The sequence below is a fragment of the Planosporangium flavigriseum genome (assembly GCF_011947225.1).
GTDB classification, from domain to species: Bacteria; Actinomycetota; Actinomycetes; order Mycobacteriales; family Micromonosporaceae; genus Planosporangium; species Planosporangium flavigriseum.
In genome coordinates this window covers 40,007-57,094 of record NZ_JAATVW010000012.1, presented here as the reverse complement: position 1 = coordinate 57,094, position 17,088 = coordinate 40,007, and the positions used below count along the sequence as shown (strand labels likewise).

Genomic DNA, 17,088 nt, shown 5'->3' with positions numbered 1-17,088 from the left:
CGTGACCCCGTTGCGGGAACGCTGCTTCGGCCCCGCCGACCTGCCCACGCTGCGTACCATCGCGGCCGGGCTGATCGTCGGCGGTGACCTCGGCTACCTGCCCGGCGCGACCCCGGTCGGCATCGACGGCCGAATGCCGTTGTGGTGGCTGCCCGCCGCCGAGCATCGCCGGGCCGACGCCGCGGTACGCCTGCTCACCCGCCCGGACGTCCAGACCGTCACCATCAACGACGGCCGGCCCAACCGGCTCGCCCTGGCGGTGGCGTTCTCGGCGCATCTGGCCGCCGTCCGCTCCCGGCGACAGCTCCACGGCGTATGGATCACTGCCACCGACCGACCCCGACTACCCGACGGCATGCTCCGGCTGCCGCACCTCGTCAGCATGGTCACCGCACCCGGCCAACTGCAGGACGTGGTCGTCTGGGAACTCATCCGCGCCGACGATGCCCGCCGCTGGCTCGGCGGCCCCCTGCCCCACCTGCCTGTTGAGGATCGGCTGCCGGCGCTGCTACGGCTGCGCGCCGCGCACCGCCAGGGCCGGCTACCCGACACCCCGGCCGCACGGCGACTGTCCATCTTGTTGGGTCGCCGGTACCTGTCGATCCGGCTCGTCTACCAGCACCCCGACCTGTTCACCCAACTACTCACCGAGGAGCTGCCATGACCACAGCCAACACCTGGACACCCACCGGCGACGACCTCGCCGCCGCGTACGCCCGCCACGCCGACAGTCTGCGCGGTGCGCTGCGCCACGCGCTGGTCACCCGGGCACTGCTCACCCATCTGCCCGCCGCGCCACAACACGTCGTCGACGTCGGCGGCGGCGCCGGCCATCAGGCGATCGCCCTGGCCCGCGCCGGGCACACCGTCACCGTCATCGACCCCGACGCCGCGATGCTGCAACGCGCCGCCGACGCGCTCAACGCCGAAGGCGACGAGGTGGCCGCCCGGGTCACCCTCCGGCAGGGCTTCGGTGAACATGCACGTGACATCCTCGGTGACGAGCCTGCTGACGCCGTCTGCTGCCACGGCGTGCTCATGTACGTTGATGACCCGGCTCCATTGCTGGGCGCGCTCGTCGACACGGTCCGCCCCGGGGGTCTGATCTCCGTCCTGGTCAAGAACCGCGCCGCGCTCGCCATGCGCCCCGGCCTGGAAGGCCGCTGGGCCGACGCTCTCGCGGTCATCGACCAGGCCACCGAGACCGGCGGCCTCGGCCTGCCCAGCCGTGCTGACGATCTCGACACCATCCAACGCACCCTGGCGGCCGCCGGTGCGGTTACCGAGGCCTGGTACGGGGTGCGCGTGTTCACCGACCACCTCGGCAACACACCCGTTGGCGCCGACTTCGACCAGATCCTTGCCGCCGAGTGGGCCGCCGGTGCCCGCGACCCTTACCGCAGTGTCGCCCGGCTGTTCCACCTCATCGCCCGACGGAGCGCGTGATGCCGGCTGGGACCCTCCCGCCGTTGGCTGTGCCGGACCGGCTGTTGCTGACCCTGCCGGGCTCCGTCGCCGTCGCCCGTGCCCACTGCGAGGCCAGCTGTTTCCCCTACCACGCCGCCTGGCGGCTGTGTCGCCGCGCCGGGCTGAAGGGTCACCCCGGCTGGCACACGGGCTTTTACGCCCAGACCCTCGACACGCACCCACTGCCGGCGCACCAGCCGGTCCGGGTACTGATCTGCGCGGCCTCCGACGAGATGATGCTCGCCGTCCTCGCCCGGCTCGTGGGCGCGCGCCGGCTGCTGGTGACCCTCGTCGACTCCTGCCGCACCCCGCTGCTGCTGGCCGCCGCCTACGCCCGCCGCCACCACGTCGCGCTCACCACCGCGCAAGCCCGCGCACCCGAGCTGCCCGACTGGGACACCCGGTTCGACCTCGTCATCACCGATGGGCTGCTGTCGCTGCTGCCCCACCCCCGCGACGCCGACGCACTGCTGGCCCGCCTAGCCGCGGCACTGGACCCCGACGGACTGCTGCTCTACACCACCCGCATCGCCCGTTCCGGCGCGCTCGAGTACGACCGGCTGGGCCGCGCCATCCAGGCCGCCGCCGCCCGCCTGGCCTGGCGCGGTCCACGCGACGAGCGCCGCGACCTCGCCCACAGCGTGCGTACACGCCGCTCGCGACCGAATCCGTTCGCCAGCCCCGACGATGTCCGCGCCGCCTTCGCCCGGCACTTCAGCAACATTCGGCTGATCAGCCGCAGCCGGCCGCACACGCTCGCGGTGCGGCTGCACCCCTCCACCCGACGCGGCACCGGCAGTATCAGCGTAGGGATCGCCGCCACCCATCCCCGGAGCGCATCATGAGCCGATCCGTCACCACCCCACCGGTTGCCGTCACCGGCTACCAGCCAGACCCGCAGCTCGATGCCGAACTCGCCGCTCTCGGCTACGCCGTTGTAGCCGGGTGGCCCGACCAACGGCCCATCACCGACGCGCTGGTGCGCTCGCGGCTGTGCCCGATCGGTCAGGTCGCGGCAACTCTGCTAGCGACCCATCGCACCCCAGGCGGCCGGCTCATCGCCGCGGCTGCGCTGCGCTGGCCCGGCTACCCCGGTACCCCCGGCCGGCTGTGGGGGCCGATCATCCACCCCGCACACCGGCGGCGCGGCCTCGGCAACGCCGTCCTCACCGCGCTCACGCGGCACCTTGCCAGCAACGACGCGGCCATCCTCACCGCCGAGGTCCCGGCCCGTCGAAGCGCCGCCAGTCGCTTCTACCAGGCAGCCGGCTGGCAACCCGCCGGTGAAGCTGCGCTACTCAAGCGCTGGCTGCCGCTGCCCTCCGCTGAAGAGGTGCCGCCCGGTATCCGGTTACGCACGCCGGATCCCCGCGAGGACCTGACCATGCCCCTCGCCGAGCTGTACGCCACGGCCAATCCCGGCAGCGACCCTGCGGCCGCTGCCGACGCCTTCTCTCGCTGGTGCGCCGACGAGCGGTTCACTCCAGAGAGCCTCACCGTCGCCGAAGACCGCCATGGCCTTATCGCCGCGGCGCTGGCCTACCCCCTCGCCCACCGTGATCCCCGCGAGCCCACCGAAGTTCTCCTCGCCGACCTACTCACCACCACTGCCATCGACCGGCTGCGCACCGCCCTGGTCACCACGGCACTCAACACCGTTGCCCAGACCGTCAACGCGACCGTCGCCCGCGCCGTAACTGCCGACACCGACGTGGTGAACCTGCTCCTCCGTCTGGGATTCCACCGCGTCGACCGGCTGCGCTACTACCGCTACGCACACAGGCCCTGCTCCATGGCGTGGGTGTTTGTATGATCTTGTTGTCCGTTATTACTCCTGTTGGCGCAGGATCAGCAAGTAGCAGACATGCCCCGAGGAGGACACCGAGTGGCGGGGTTCGACGCGACGTTCACCTTCGACCCCAAGCATGCGGCGCTACTCGGCGAGATCTTTCAGGCGGCTCGACGCCGTGCCCGTCCCATGTTCGTGCGCTGGCGTTCACGCGTTAGTTCCACTGATGGCCACGCGTACGTCGTTCTCGACGGGAACACGTTCCAGCTAGACATCTTCCTAGAACGCCTGCGCCGGGACCTACCGGCAATCGCAGAGGCTGTCCCAGCTGGTAGATCACCGGCATGGCGTCGGAAATTCGCGAACGGGCTCGTAGACATCCTCACCAAGTATCGGTGCTCGTATTACGACCGCTATGACGCGGACTACGTTCCCCGCCTGCGTGCCGTTACTCGATCATCAGTGTGGCCAGTCCACTCGTTGTGGATGGGGGAACAACACCAAGATCTATGGGCTCGACTCGTGGTGACAGAGGAGATCATCTCTGGCTGGTTACTGGATGAGATTCCGCCAGAGGTCGTCGTTGAGGAGTTGCACACTGCAATCGAACTAATGCTCACGCGATGGTGCGGGAAGATTCGGGCTCCGGCGTTCAGTGACCTTGTGGACAAGGCGGAGGATGCCGCCATCCTCCCAGGCGTGGACCTGTTGCAATGGCAGTACAGCGAGCCATCCAACGCGCTCTCCGGCAAGGACCTACTGATCGCGCTGAAGGACCTGCGCAAGGGCTTGAAGCACAAAGGCGTGGGGCAGGCTCGTCCCTGGCTGGACGTCCACTTCTGGCCGCTCGGCTCAGTTTTAGAAAGGCTTGCTTGGGAGCTGTCACGGCGGCCGTAAGGCATCGGTCGGCGTCCGACGAGCTGATGACACCACGCCCTCCGGAGAGGGGTGCGCAGGTTCAAATCCTGCTGGGACACTGCCGGGGCACGTCACAGAACTGCAAGAACGCAGCGTGGTTGATCGGCAACCGTTCGTGAATGCGTGCTTCGCCCACCTTCCGCCAGTCGTACGACACTACCCTTGACTGACATCCAGGGCCGTGTCGCTGTTGTAATCACGCGGAGCCGCCAGGCCGGCGCAAAGTCGGACATGGCTGACGGCATGATGGGGGCGATCCCAGCAGTGACTCCTAGTCGCCGCGGAGATCCGTCCGGCGATCCCGGGTGACGTCAGTCGGAGGGAACCTTCGCTGCGCCGGCTCTGCACACGGCGCGCATCCAGTGCCGCCAGGGTCAGTCAGGCCCCCTTGCTCGGGATTTCGCCCCGTCGTAGGAGTCCACGTCCCGCCGCCAACGTCGAATGGATCATCGGGGCAGTGATTGGGATGGAGGACTCGCCGCGACGCCGTACGATGCTGATGAACGCACCCTCGATTCGACCGTCGACGATTGCGCCGTGGACGAGGAACGGTTTGAGTTCCTCTGGCTGGGGTGGCACTTCGATGAGCATGATCATGTCCTCGCCCATCGGGATGGCTTCGATGGTCAGGTCATCCGGCGGTGGAAACAGTCGGCGCTCCAGAGTCTGCTGGTAGCGGCGAACCATGCGGTTGTCTCGGGGTACGGGACACAGCCCGCGGATCTCCTCCCCGCCCGGTACCTTCTTGCTGCTCATGCCGACCACGACCAGGCCCCCTGCTTCTGCATTGCAGAAGCGCGCGACGGCCTGAGCCAGCGAGATTTGCCCGTGATCCCCAGCAAGATCGTAGTGCTGGCTCTTCACGTCCAGCCAGTGCCCTTCGGGCTGACCGATCAGAAGGTGAGCGTGACCGCCACGAACGAGGTCTCCTGCGGTGGCGCGGGTGAGCTGCCCGTCGGTCATGGCCTCTGCCAGCTGCGCCATGTCCTGGCCGAGTTCGAACAGGTCGGCGAGGTCTCGGCCCCGCGCGTTGACGGCCACACGCACATGCCATGGCCACGGGGGCGCCGCGTAGTTCGGATCCTGCCACGCCGACTGGAACATCATCCGGTGGCGGCGCAGCAGTGGGGCAAGGCAGCTGCTCAGCCGCCCGCGCAACTCGTCTTCGTCGTCGAAATCATCGACGACGAGCGTGATGTCGAGGCTGAGCGCGTTGTCGTGGAGTTCGAAGGCCACTGCGCCGACAACACTGTCCTCCTCGTCGAAAAACCCTTCGTGGACCTCGCTTACGAGAATGGTCGAACCGTCGCCGTAGTAGGCGTGATGACGTCGCATCGCACGTAGCAGGTCCGACGCTGAGCATCCAGCCAGATCGTCAACATGGACGACTACGTTCCCGGCGCCGTCGTATCGTCGGCGCCGGCCGCCCAGATACCAGTCGCGGGTGCGGGCGTCAAAGCGCACCGTCGGTGTAGGCCGGGCACAAGCATTGCTGCCGGCCGAAGCTGAAGCTCGGCGGGTCGTCATCCCTACATCCTCGGACACCTTGGGCTATGGATCGACAGCATATTCACCGTCGGTGCATTGCCCACCGGCGACGGCCTTACCGGCATCCGCTGCCGTCTGGGTTGATGTTGCCTCGCCGCCTTGGCCCGCCGTCCCCCGTCTGCGGATGTGCGAGACAGACGGACGAAGCTCATCTCATCAAGACGCTGCTCGAGGCAGCATGCCGGCACCGGGCCTCAGCAGCCAGCAAGCACGGCACAGCTCAGACCGTGCTCAGCTCGCGAAGCAGGTGATCGAGGATAAGCTCGATGTCTGCCCAGTCCTGAGAAGCGACGACTTCTGGATTGGCGTGCGCCAGCTTCAGCTTGTCGCGGAAGGCACGCTGCACGATGGCTTTGTCCACCAGCTCCCCCTGATAGCTCTTCACCTTGCCCATGTAGCCCTTCCATTGCACGGGCCGCAGCCGGCCATTGTCGTCGGCAAGTACGTCGGTCCCCAGGTACAGCTCAACGGAGCCGGCAAGGCGGTTGACGTCCATCACGGTGTTGCCCTGGGGCCCGAATGTCGGGTAGGCGCGAGCCCACTCAAGATCAGGATAGTGGGCGACGCGGTAGTTCTTGGGAAGGCGAACCTGGTCGAGCGCAATGACCGCCTCATACGCGGCACTATCGTTGTCAAATAGGGCCACGATCCGGTTGGCGATGCCGGCCGCAGCGAAACTCTTGAGCATGCGGACCGCAGCAGAGGCACCGCCTTCGTTGCCCATGTCGTAGTCCAGGAACCGGATGTACGGCTTGAGATGAGGCCGAAGCAGCGCGAGCGCATTACTGAGCACGAAGGCGTCGAAGGTACCTTCCGTGATGACGATGGCCGGCACGATCCCGTGCTCGCCATTTATAGCTGCCGTACCGACATCCTCGTCGTGTTCGGCATCGTCGTCTAGCCACCGGGACTCGGCAAGCTCACTGGCTTCGACCCACACATCGGCGTCGTCCTCGACTGACAGCAGGATCACTGCCATGACCAGGCGCTCGTCCATCGACTCGAAGAGGTGCAGGGGACCAAGTGATGGCAGGTAGCCAACGTCGTTGAGCGCACCTTTCCCTGTTCGCTTCAGGCGGATGTGTTCCTTGACGTCCCCCACCCAGTCCTCGAACGCGTACTCCTGGTAGGACATCACTTGCTCCAGATCGTCCTCGTCCGCTCCTCCCGTTACCCCGGTCCATGTGTCCACATGGATTTGACGGAGGACGTCGAATACCCCATGCATCATGGGCTCGCCGTAACCGAGGACCTGAAGTCGCTCTCTGAGCACCCGGGCCTTCGCGCTGAAGAGTGGAAGTTCGAGGTCCGGTAGATCTGCTTGCAAGCGCTCCTCATCGCGTCCGTATACACCGAGCGCGAACGGCGCTGCCTCCTCACCACGAAGCCATACCAATTCGTCCAGTTGGAAGTAGTAGGTGGTCTCTGGGTGCAGCTCATCCCGATACGAGAAGACCTCGCGGCCGTTGATGAAGATGCTCTTATACCAGGTTCTGGGCATCCGCTCGTGCATCTCCGTAATGGCGAGTCCGCTGACGGTAATCTGGAGGCTACTCGGACCGATCGGCGCCAACTAGGGCCTGTCCTGCCGATCATCGAAGCCAGATGACGGTGGCGATGAGCACGAGGCTGGCCCGGTAGATCGAGGCGCGTTTGGCGAAGCGGGTGGCCAGATCACGCCACCATTTGAGCCGGTTGAAACAACGCTCCACCACGTTGCGTTGCTTGTAGATCTCACGGTCGAACGCCGGTGGTCGCCCACCCTGGCTGCCCCTGGCGGCGCGGCGGGCGACCTGGTCGGATCGCTCGGGAATGGCGTGGCGGATCCCTCGCCGGCGCAGCGCCCGGCGGGTGGGGTCGTGAGCGTAGCCCTTGTCGGCAATCAGCAGGTCCGGGCGTTTGCGCGGCCGACCAGGGCCGGGCGGGTTGACGCTGACGGCGTCCAGCAGCGGCAGCAGTTGCGGATTGTCGCCGGCCTGACCCGGGGTGAGCAGGATCGACAGCGGTCGGCCCCGCCCGTCGACGGCCAGATGAATCTTCGTGCTCAGCCCGCCTCGCGACCGGCCGAGCGATTCACCGTCTTGCGCACCCACCGTCGCGCCGGTCGACCCGAACCCTCGGGAGCCCTTTTTTTGCGGGCGCCCGCGGCATGCTGGTGCGCCCGCACGATCGAGGAGTCCACGCTGATCGTCCACTCCACCGGCCGGCCGTCGTCGTACACCTGGGCATGCGCCAGGATCCGATCCCAGGTGCCGTAGGCGGTCCACCGGCGCAGCCGCTCGTGGCAGGTCTTCCACGACCCGTACCGCTGCGGCAGGTCCCGTCACGGCGCGCCCGTGCGCAGCTTCCACAAGATGCGGTTGATGACCCGGCGGTGATCGCGCCATCGCCCGTTACGGGCTCCGGCCCTGGGCAGCAATGGTTCGATCGCCGCCCACGCCTTGTCCGTCAACTCGCCCCGACCGACAACCGACGAATTTGTCGACGAAGATCAATATGATCGACAGGACAGACCCTAGCCCGCAGTGGCGTTACACCGAGTTGAGCCCTTCCGGCGGCAAAGGCAAACCGGGCAGGCCATTTCCGCATTCCCGTCAGTACCGCATGGCAGGATGATTCATCCCAGATGAACGGGTGCTGGAGGTTCCCGACGCGACACTTGATGGAGCTACGGGACGGAAAGGGGTCGCGGTGTCCAACTTGGTGGAGCAGACCAAGGCGGAGATCCGCTTCGCCCTGAACCAATTGGCGGCCCGGAACGGGCAGCATGAGTTCGAGACGCTGGCACGGATGCTGGCTCGGGCCACCGTCACGCGCAACATCCTTCCGGCCACCGGGCCAGTAGCCGCGGGCGGCGATCAGGGTCGAGACTTCGAGACGTTCCACACTGAGATGGCTGGACAGACGCAGCGGCTCGGACACAAGCTCGGCATGCGGGACCGCGACGGCGTCGGCTTCACATGCACCCTTCAGCAGGAGGACATCGGATCCAAGATCCGCGGGGATGTCGACAAGATCCTGGCGGACGGGACAAAGGTGAGGTTCGTCCTCGCGTACTGCGAGGTCAACATCCCAGTCGCGCGCCGACATGAGCTGCAGCGTCAGGTCCGCACCAAGCACGCTGTCCGCCTGGAGATCTTCGACGGGACCGCGATCGCAGAACTTCTGGCACACCACGCGACATTCTGGATTGCCGAGACCTACCTGAACCTGCCAGCTCGCGCTCTGCCGCCGCCCCCGGACCGACCGGGTTGGTACGAGGCTGACCTCGCCAGGTGGCGCGCGACTACCGAACCCGTCGTCAGCTGGGGACACTACGTCGACCTCACTGGCTGTCTGCGGTACGCATACCACACCCGCGAAGGACGCGAGGACATCCCGTTCTGGCTCGAAAAGCTCGCGCCTCTTTTGGACGACGACGCTCCCGAACTGCTGCGGCACGCCGCACGACACCAAAGCATCATCGCCCACCACCTTGGCCTTGGGTCTATGCACCCGATCGACCATCTAACCGCCGCCGAACTCGACGCCGCCTTGAACTCGAACGACCCGAATGTCATCGCGGACGCAACGGTTGTGCTCCTACTTACCTGCGCTGCATCTGCGAGGGGCGAAACCAGCCACACTGCCGACCAAATCATGGCCTGGAACAGAACGCTCAGAGCTCGCATCGATGAACTTCTCGCTAGCGGCCTCAATCCCGGTGAAGTCTGCTCACTCCTCGAGTCGCTGGCTGCGCTCAGAATGCAGCCGGACCTGGACCAGTCCGCCGCCGAAGGCCACATCTACCAGGTCGCCGACGCCACCACCGACTTCACTCTCGGCGAGCGACTGCAAGCCATCGCAGAGAACGGACTGCAGCCGATTGCTGTCCCCAGCGTCGACCGGTCCGGTGTCATCGAGGCGTTCGCCCGCCTCGCCGAGACGCTGCCCTCCGCGCCGCTCTACCCCGTTGAACACGCCAGCAGGTTCCTCAGCCTCCACGCACCGTTGCTAATCGACGAACCGCAGTGGGATGCCCTCGTAGACGTTTTCGACAGTCGGCTGGCGGCGTCCATGGGGGATGCCGCTGCCGCCGACAAGGCGCTCGACCGCGCCAGCGCCCTCTTCAAGGTCGGCCGCAAGCTGGACGGACTGCGCCACCTGCACCGTGCCCGGCTCAGCCTATTCAACGGCGAAGCCGGGTCCCGACTCATCGAGGCAACTCTGGCGACCGCTGAGGCGTATCAGCAGCTTCGCCTCTACTCCGCAGCCAAGTACTACGGCCTTGTCGCCTCGGCCCTGACGCAGCAAGATAATCCGGAGCTTTACCCCCAAGGCCTGTTCAAGGCCGCGGCCGCCGACTACCACCAGGGCAACTGGGTCAGCTCAACGCAACTGAACCGCGTCGCCCTCGTCGCCCACGGTCTCCTGGCAGAGCAGGCCCTCGACTTCGACCGGCATCCGTGGCTGGGCGCCTCCCTGTTCGAGCTGACCAACACCAGGGCGCTGGCTGACAAGCTGGGCACGCCCTACAAGGATCTAGTGGACGACGCCATCACCGAGGCCGGTGTCTCCGTGCTCCTGGATTCCTTCATCGAAGGCGTGAACCACAACCGGCCGCTGTGGTGGGACAGGTTGGACGCCGATGAGCTCGTCACACACGTCGTCAAACAGTTGGGCCGCCCCCCGTTCGGCGACGCCGGCTCGCAGCGGCGTATCCGTTTCCGATGCGTGGGAGTGACCTGGACGGTTGAGTTCCGAAATCAGGACCAGGACGTTGCGGTGGGCGAGCGCTTCGCCGCGACGCTGCAGATCACGCTGGCCCACCTTGCGCACGCAGACCCTGCCCTACTCCCGACCAGTGCCACGGTGCTCGTCACCGCCGGCGCCCCCGGCACCGACCTCACCATCGAGCAAGTCCAGTCGGCCCCGACCGAAACACGCTTCCGCTGCGTGCTCGCGACCATCGACAGCCGCGACTCCGAGGCCTACAGGAATGCCGCCCAGCAAACCCTGGCAGCCGCGACGAGCGTCATCGTTACTGTCTCGACACTGCCCAACGACCACTGGAAGCTCTTGCTCGATCAAGCGTTCGAGCAGAACCTACCGTCGATCGCGACCTTCGCCATGCCCTACGACATCGCCTTCCACAACGTCGCCCGGCACAACCGTCTCCGACTGAACCCCGACGACGAACCACCGCTAGGTGACGACGACACGGCGTGCCCCGACGCCGGGCCCGGCCTGGAGTTCCCCAGCACCCCAGGCCCCAGATACACCCTCGCGAACAGCCACAGCGAGGTGCGATTCAAATACGAGGATCTCCCCCGGCGCATGCGCCCAACGCTGGCAGCCCTCAGGCAGACACCGGCCTTCGCCGACACGGTGGCGTCCCTGCGCGAACGTGGCTGGCTCGATTGGCAAATCCTCCTGGCGACCCATTGCGTCGCGAAGAACGCCCGACTGCAGTTCAGGTCCCCACACTCTCAGGAGGACCTCGAGGCCGCGCGCGAACTCTTCCTTGCGCCGGAGCCTGAGGGTGCCCCAGTGCCGCCAAGGTTCTTCTCACTGAGCGCCCTCGAGCAGGCACTCGATGTGACTCTTCCGGCCAGTGCCAGCGCGATGTGGAAGATATCGCTGCGGCAGCACAGCCTGGACATCGACGCGATAAGGCAGGTGCTGATCACCCGCTACGGCTGGGGCAGCGACGACGTCGAGCACGAAGATCCGTTCCAGCCAGCGTCAGCGACACGACAGACTAGGTAGTACAGCATGACTTGATCGACAATTCCGGCAGCCTGCGGACGTGGTCGGTGCATGCGGGCCATGGGCATCGACGCAGGCAGCAGCCATTGAATGTGCCGGTCGCCCTGCATCCGCTCGGTAGGCTAGTGCATTCATGAATCCGGAATCGTGGCGTGGGTTGGTATGAGAGGTACGAGTGGCGACGCCGACGGAGCTTGCGCGCAGGATCAGGTTCGAGCTGAGTGAGTTGAGTGGCCATAATGGCCACCACGAGTTCGAAAACCTGTGTCGGGAACTGGCTAGGGCACGGTTCGTGAGCAACGTGCTGCCGGCGACCGGCCCGGTGGCCGTTGGCGGTGATCAAGGTCGCGACTTCGAGACCTTCCATTCCTATCTCGCGGGCAGCCTGCGGTTCGCCACAGGCTTCCTCGCGCTGGCGGCGACGGACACTGTGGTCTTCGCCTGCACGCTTCAGCGTGACAAGCTAAAGTCCAAGATCAAAGCAGATGTGAAGTCGATCTGCACGCAAGGCACCCCGGTGCACCGCATCTACTTCTTCGCTGTGGAAACCGTACCGGTAGCAGAGCGCCACGAGCTTCAGTCCTTCGTCCACGACGCACACCAGGTAAAGCTGGAGATCGTTGATGGTCTTGCCATTGCGCAGTTACTGACCGACCCGGACGTTTTCTGGATCGCTGAGACGTACCTGCGACTGTCGGCCGACATGCGTCCCGTTGCTCCTCCGAACGAGCCATCGCTTCCCGCCTGGTACTCCGCGCTAAAGCAGCGGTGGGCGAACACAGAACGCACACCCGTCAACCAGGGCGACCTGGCGCAGCTGGTGCGCGGACTACGCCACGCGACTGACACCACCGCCGCCCGACCTGACCTGCCCGAATGGTTAGGCCTCATCGAACAGTTTCTAGCCACCGAACCCGACTTCGAAGCAGCGCAACGAGCACGCTACGAACTCTCCCGGGCAACCCTGCGTGGAGCTGGCGACCTGCGGCCGGCCGAGCACCACGTCCGAGCTTTCTTCGGCGACGTCGCGTCCATGACCCTTCCCGCTGATCTGCTGGATGCCAGCGTTCTTCTCCAGTACACGGAAACAGCTCGCCTTGCCGGCGAGTCCGCTCTTGACGAGGATGAGCTTCGCGACTGGGCCAAGGAGCTGCGCCAACACCTGACCACTCTGCTGGAGCCACCAACGACCGCAGGCCGCCGCGCCGGGCTCCTCAACGCCGCCGCGCACCTATCTCTACACTTCGACTACGCCGCGGTCGAGGCGCACGAGGAACGACAGGCCGCGGGAACCAAACAGCACGCCCCGCCTGACGACGACGAACTGCTGAGCATCACCGAGGTTCCAGATTGGCTCCCGCTCGTCGACATCGACCACGGTATGGCATGCCTACGGGAACTCGTTGAACTACTGCCGCAGACACCCACCTATCCGATCGACTCGCTCGCCAGGCACTTCGACATGCTTGCGCCAGCCCTCGTCGACCATCCACTCTACGAACCGGTACGCAGCGCACTGGACGAGGCAACCAGCCGCCAAGCCGGTGACGCCTCCACTGCGAACCGGTGCCGCAAGCGGGCCATGTCGCTGTATCGAAGCGGTCGACGACTAGCCGCGTTGCGCGAACTACACGAGGCCAAGGTCAACTGGTGGCACGGCGACACACTGCGCGGTTCGCTACTCGCGATGCTCTTCATCGCCCGCCTCTACGGCGAGCTCAGGATGCCACTGGCAGCTAAGAAGTATGCGCTGTCAGCAGCGTTCGCCGCCTGTACGCTGCCCGATCGGAACGTGCGTGACCTGGCTCCGGCTGGCGTCTTCGAAGCGGCCAGCTATGACCACCTAGCCGGAGCATGGATGTCGGCTTTGCGAATGACCCGCACTGCGGTCCTACTCCACACACAAGTTGCCGCAGACCCCTGGAACATGGACCGGCACGGGGACCTCGCGTCGGCGACCGTACACGCCGTGGTGATCCAGGCGGCTGTCCGGCATCGGCCAGAACTGGCCGGCGCGGTTACCCAGCTCATCGCCGACGCTGGGCTGAGTGAGTACGTTGACGGGGTTCTCGCGCAGAACCACACGCAATTACATTGGGATGAGGCGGCTTGGCTGGCTGAAAGCGTGGAGCAACTAACTGGTGCCCCGTTCTCCGATGCCGCTCCAATCCGCCTGATCGAGTTCGGGGCTCTCGGCCAGCACTGGAGAGTGCGCTTCCGCAACGAGCGGCCGGCCGCCGTAGCGGCGGAGGAGTTCTGCGCCGCCGCCCAGGTCATCCTTGTCGAACTCGCCATGGCTGATCCCGTGCTCCTGCAGACCACGATCGAGATCGAGGTGGAGCTGTTTGACGCCGCGAACGAGCCATCAGAACGAGCGCAACCGATTCCCGACAACACCTGTGCACGATGGAAGATCTACCTGCCATCGGACGAGCCGGCGTCTGCCCCCGACGCGGACGTCGAGACCCTGACGATCCTCATGCAGATCCTGCACAGCAGCTCACTGCTACCTGCCGACAAGTTCATGGCGGTTATGGAAGACGCCTTCCGAACTGGGCTCAGTCACAGACTCACCGTCGTCAACAGCTACCGTCAGATCATGGCCGCATTCGCCATGGAGCCGGATTCAGCCGATGGCGTGTACGCGGCACCACTGGGCACGCCGGATCAGTTTCCGGTCCACACCGTCGCCGAACTAGCAGCACCGACCACGGCCGGCCCCGGATACACGCGTAAGGAAGCTGAGAGGGCGATCCGCGCACGGTACGAACATTCGGCTGCGGCAACACGGCAAACTCTGCCTCGGGCACTGGCCGACGAAGCGCTCCGGGCCATGTTCACTCGGCTTCTCAGCGAAGGCCGCAAGGAATGGCACCTGCTCATGGCGCTGGCAAATCTTGCCCTCAACCACAGGATCAACCATCGTTACGGACCGCTCGTCGGGCCGTCCGACCAGTTGCGCCGCGCGGTGGAGCGCGAAGAGCTGACACGAGAGGAACGAGCCGAAGATTCCTCGCCGTCGGTCGCAGAGATTGCGGGTACCTTCGACCGATTCTTGGCACTCGCAGCCGTGTCCGTCGCTACCACGTGGGGACTGCAGGTCAACCAGGACACCCCACACCTTCAAGCAGTCGAGGCGCTACTCAAGGCGCGGTACCGCTATTGGGAAGACGATGTGGAGCACATGCCTTTCTTCCCTCCGGCCGACGGGGCTCGTTCGCACGGATAGATGAAGACTCCCCCAAGGGCTACGCGACGCGGCGCCCGCGCGATTGGCATCCCAGAGATCTGCCGAAGGTGAGGTTCTTGGCGTGCATCTGACAAAGATCTCCGCTCACAACTTTCTGTCGTTCGACGTTCTCGAGCTGGACCTTGGCCCCGGCTTGACCATCCTGACCGGCCCGAACGGCGTCGGCAAGACGAATGTGGGCCGCTGCCTCGACGTGGCGTTAGCGGTAATGGCGCGATACGGAGGCGGCCCGCCCACCGAAGCGCAGGCGCTGTACGAGAGCGCTGGGAACCGCGGCGCAAGTGCGTACCAGGTGGCACTGGGACTGACGCTAGACCAGCCCTGGGAACGCTCGCTCATCCTGAGCTACATACGGACTGCCTATGCCTGCTGCGGACTCGGCGACGACGCAGCGAAGCGGCGCAATGCTGCGTCCCTCGACGTAATCGGTCGTGCACGAATCACAGAGGAATCACTGACGCCTTTATGGACAGGTACATTGCACATTCGCTACGACGCAGGCCTACGCAGCCCTTGGTTCGCAGCCTGGGAGTTTCACCACGGCGACCGCACCTGCCACATCACGCTCGTCGGCGCTAACTCCGGTCAGCTTCGCGGTGGGCCAGCAGAGGCGCTGTTACCCCCGGTCGACACCAGCATCAACATCGCGATGGCCTTGACCTCAACCATTCCCGGACTAAACGTCGACGCGCCCACCGATGAGCACGATACCGATGATCCACGACGACTGATGGATCTCGCGAACACATTGCCCGGCCCCGGCCAGGCTTTCAGCATGCACATGAACACCCAAACCGACATGTCGGCTCCCGCGGCGCTAAGCCTGCGTGAGTTGGCGGCCAGGCTACAGGTTTCCGACTATGAGCGCTACAACTTCGAGTTCGCCCATGTGTTGTGGGAGATCCTGCGGCGCCAATTTGTAATTACCGACAATCGCCGCGTGCCGTTCCGGCGTCGATTCGCCCACGCCGCATTCGACCTGCCGATCGACGTCCGCGATGGTAGCAACATCCCGGCAGAGTTGTTCAGGCTCAGAAACGGTGACGTCACCGCCCAACGCCGGTACGCCGCGATCGAGCACACCTTTAGGGACCTCACCGGCCGCAGGCTAGGACTTCGAACCCGCGTTGAGCCGACCCACATCTCAGCCGACGGACTGATCATCGAGCCGACCGTTATCACCGACGACCGGGAATACCCGATCGAGTTCGCGGGCGCAGGTGCGCAGGAAGCCCTGGTGCTAAGTTTCCTCCTGCCCGGCGAGCCCGGTCGCGTCATTGTGCTCGACGAACCGGCCGTCAACGTCGAGCCCACCATGCAGCGACGACTCATTCGGACGCTGCGGACCACTGGGCAGTGCGTGGTTATCACTCACAGCCCAGACGTTGTCCCGGTCGACCAGCCTGGCGACCTAGAAAACATCATCCGGCTGGCACCGACCAAGGCTGGGCCCCGGCCTAGGCGAGCCGGGTTGATCCACCGGCGCGAGTGGTCGCGATGGCTGAAGCTCTTCGAGCCCACGCACGTCCGCGCTTTGCTGTTTGCTAGCAAGGATATCCTCTGCGAAGGAGCGACTGAAGTCGGTGCGCTCCGCCAATGGTGGAGCGATACCGCCCTGTGGCAGCTGCCCAACCCGGAGGCGGAAAATATGCCAATCATCGACGTCGGCGGCGACCATGGCTTTGGCGGCTACATCGAATACCTTGACGCCTTTGGGATCCCGTGGGCAGCCATCGTCGACGGACCGGCGCTGCGACCCAACAGCACACTCGCACAGCAACTTCACCGACTCGGTCACAGGCCGCAGCAGCCACCTATTGAAGCCGTTAACTTCACGGCGTTCCGTGCCTACTGGGCGCAGGCCGGTGTGTTTACCGTGGCTGACACGTTCGGTGACGATGGTACGAAAGCTGGCGAGTTTGAAGCCTTTCTCGCGCGGATCGACCCCCAACTTCTCGACGACGTCCGGACCGAAATCGGGACCAGAAGCAAACCGCAGATCGGTGCGCTATTCGCCGCCCGCCATCCGGCGCCCCCTGCGGCAGTCGCATCCCTGTATCAGACGATCATGACGCACCTTGGCGCTGGCGCAGCCTCCGTCTCAGCGCCCCTGACCGGTAGCGGCGGCGTCAACATTTCTCATGCCGCAGACGACGTGCGTCCAGCTCCTGCGGCTCATCACCATGCGTGAGCGGATGGCTCATACGACGGAAGGTGAGATCGACCCAAGCGGGTGGCGCCGAAACTCACGAACATCGAGACTGGCAAGATCTGGCTGGTGCCCAAACTCAGCGACATCTGGCGCCATAACGTGGCTGTGGCGCGAACTGTGTGATGGACACGGCGCCCGAGGGTTGCGGCCTCGCCG

The 17,088-nt window shown here is 65.5% G+C and carries 10 protein-coding genes and 1 pseudogene; 8 read left to right on the top strand and 3 right to left on the bottom strand.

Features of this window, described 5'->3' with window-relative positions; translation table 11 throughout:
• Position 1: 1 nt before the first annotated feature.
• The 5 genes from HC028_RS17240 (at position 2) to HC028_RS17220 (ending at position 4,153) form a co-directional block, all read left to right on the top strand.
• Positions 2–664 carry a hypothetical protein gene (locus HC028_RS17240; protein WP_168078374.1) on the top strand — a complete coding sequence of 221 codons (663 nt, stop codon included), beginning with the start codon at positions 2–4 and terminating at the stop codon, positions 662–664.
• A complete protein-coding gene (locus HC028_RS17235) occupies positions 661–1,446 on the top strand; it encodes a methyltransferase (protein ID WP_168078373.1) in 786 nt (261 codons plus the stop codon). The genes HC028_RS17240 and HC028_RS17235 overlap by 4 nt, the downstream gene beginning before the upstream one ends.
• The gene (locus HC028_RS17230; RefSeq protein WP_168078372.1) at positions 1,446–2,312 is read left to right on the top strand and encodes a class I SAM-dependent methyltransferase; all 867 of its coding nucleotides are present in this window, start codon (positions 1,446–1,448) and stop codon (positions 2,310–2,312) included. The genes HC028_RS17235 and HC028_RS17230 overlap by 1 nt, the downstream gene beginning before the upstream one ends.
• On the top strand, positions 2,309–3,280 hold the full coding sequence (locus HC028_RS17225) for a GNAT family N-acetyltransferase (RefSeq protein WP_168078371.1): 972 nt from the start codon (positions 2,309–2,311) through the stop codon (positions 3,278–3,280). The genes HC028_RS17230 and HC028_RS17225 overlap by 4 nt, the downstream gene beginning before the upstream one ends.
• 72 nt (positions 3,281–3,352) lie before the next feature.
• The gene (locus HC028_RS17220; protein ID WP_168078370.1) at positions 3,353–4,153 is read left to right on the top strand and encodes a hypothetical protein; all 801 of its coding nucleotides are present in this window, start codon (positions 3,353–3,355) and stop codon (positions 4,151–4,153) included.
• Between the two features lie 399 nt (positions 4,154–4,552).
• On the opposite strand, the gene HC028_RS17215 is transcribed toward HC028_RS17220, so the two are convergent.
• The 3 genes and pseudogenes from HC028_RS17215 to HC028_RS17205 all read right to left on the bottom strand — a co-directional run bounded on the left by HC028_RS17215 (position 4,553) and on the right by HC028_RS17205 (position 8,174).
• Positions 4,553–5,701 carry a hypothetical protein gene (locus tag HC028_RS17215; protein ID WP_168078369.1) on the bottom strand — a complete coding sequence of 383 codons (1,149 nt, stop codon included), beginning with the start codon at positions 5,699–5,701 and terminating at the stop codon, positions 4,553–4,555.
• Positions 5,702–5,942: 241 nt separating this feature from the next.
• A complete protein-coding gene (locus HC028_RS17210; protein WP_168078368.1) occupies positions 5,943–7,295 on the bottom strand; it encodes a serine dehydratase alpha family protein in 1,353 nt (450 codons plus the stop codon).
• 19 nt (positions 7,296–7,314) lie between these two features.
• Positions 7,315–8,174, bottom strand: a pseudogene (locus tag HC028_RS17205) (IS5 family transposase).
• Positions 8,175–8,413: 239 nt separating this feature from the next.
• Here HC028_RS17205 and HC028_RS17200 point away from each other — a divergent pair.
• From HC028_RS17200 to HC028_RS17190, 3 genes are all read left to right on the top strand, one after another.
• Positions 8,414–11,470 carry a hypothetical protein gene (locus tag HC028_RS17200; RefSeq protein WP_168078367.1) on the top strand — a complete coding sequence of 1,019 codons (3,057 nt, stop codon included), beginning with the start codon at positions 8,414–8,416 and terminating at the stop codon, positions 11,468–11,470.
• A 292-nt stretch (positions 11,471–11,762) separates the two neighbouring features.
• Entirely contained in the window at positions 11,763–14,699 is a 2,937-nt protein-coding gene (locus HC028_RS17195) for a hypothetical protein (protein ID WP_168078366.1), read from the top strand.
• Between the two features lie 82 nt (positions 14,700–14,781).
• On the top strand, positions 14,782–16,911 hold the full coding sequence (locus HC028_RS17190) for an AAA family ATPase (RefSeq protein ID WP_168078365.1): 2,130 nt from the start codon (positions 14,782–14,784) through the stop codon (positions 16,909–16,911).
• The last annotated feature ends 177 nt before the right edge of the window (positions 16,912–17,088 follow it).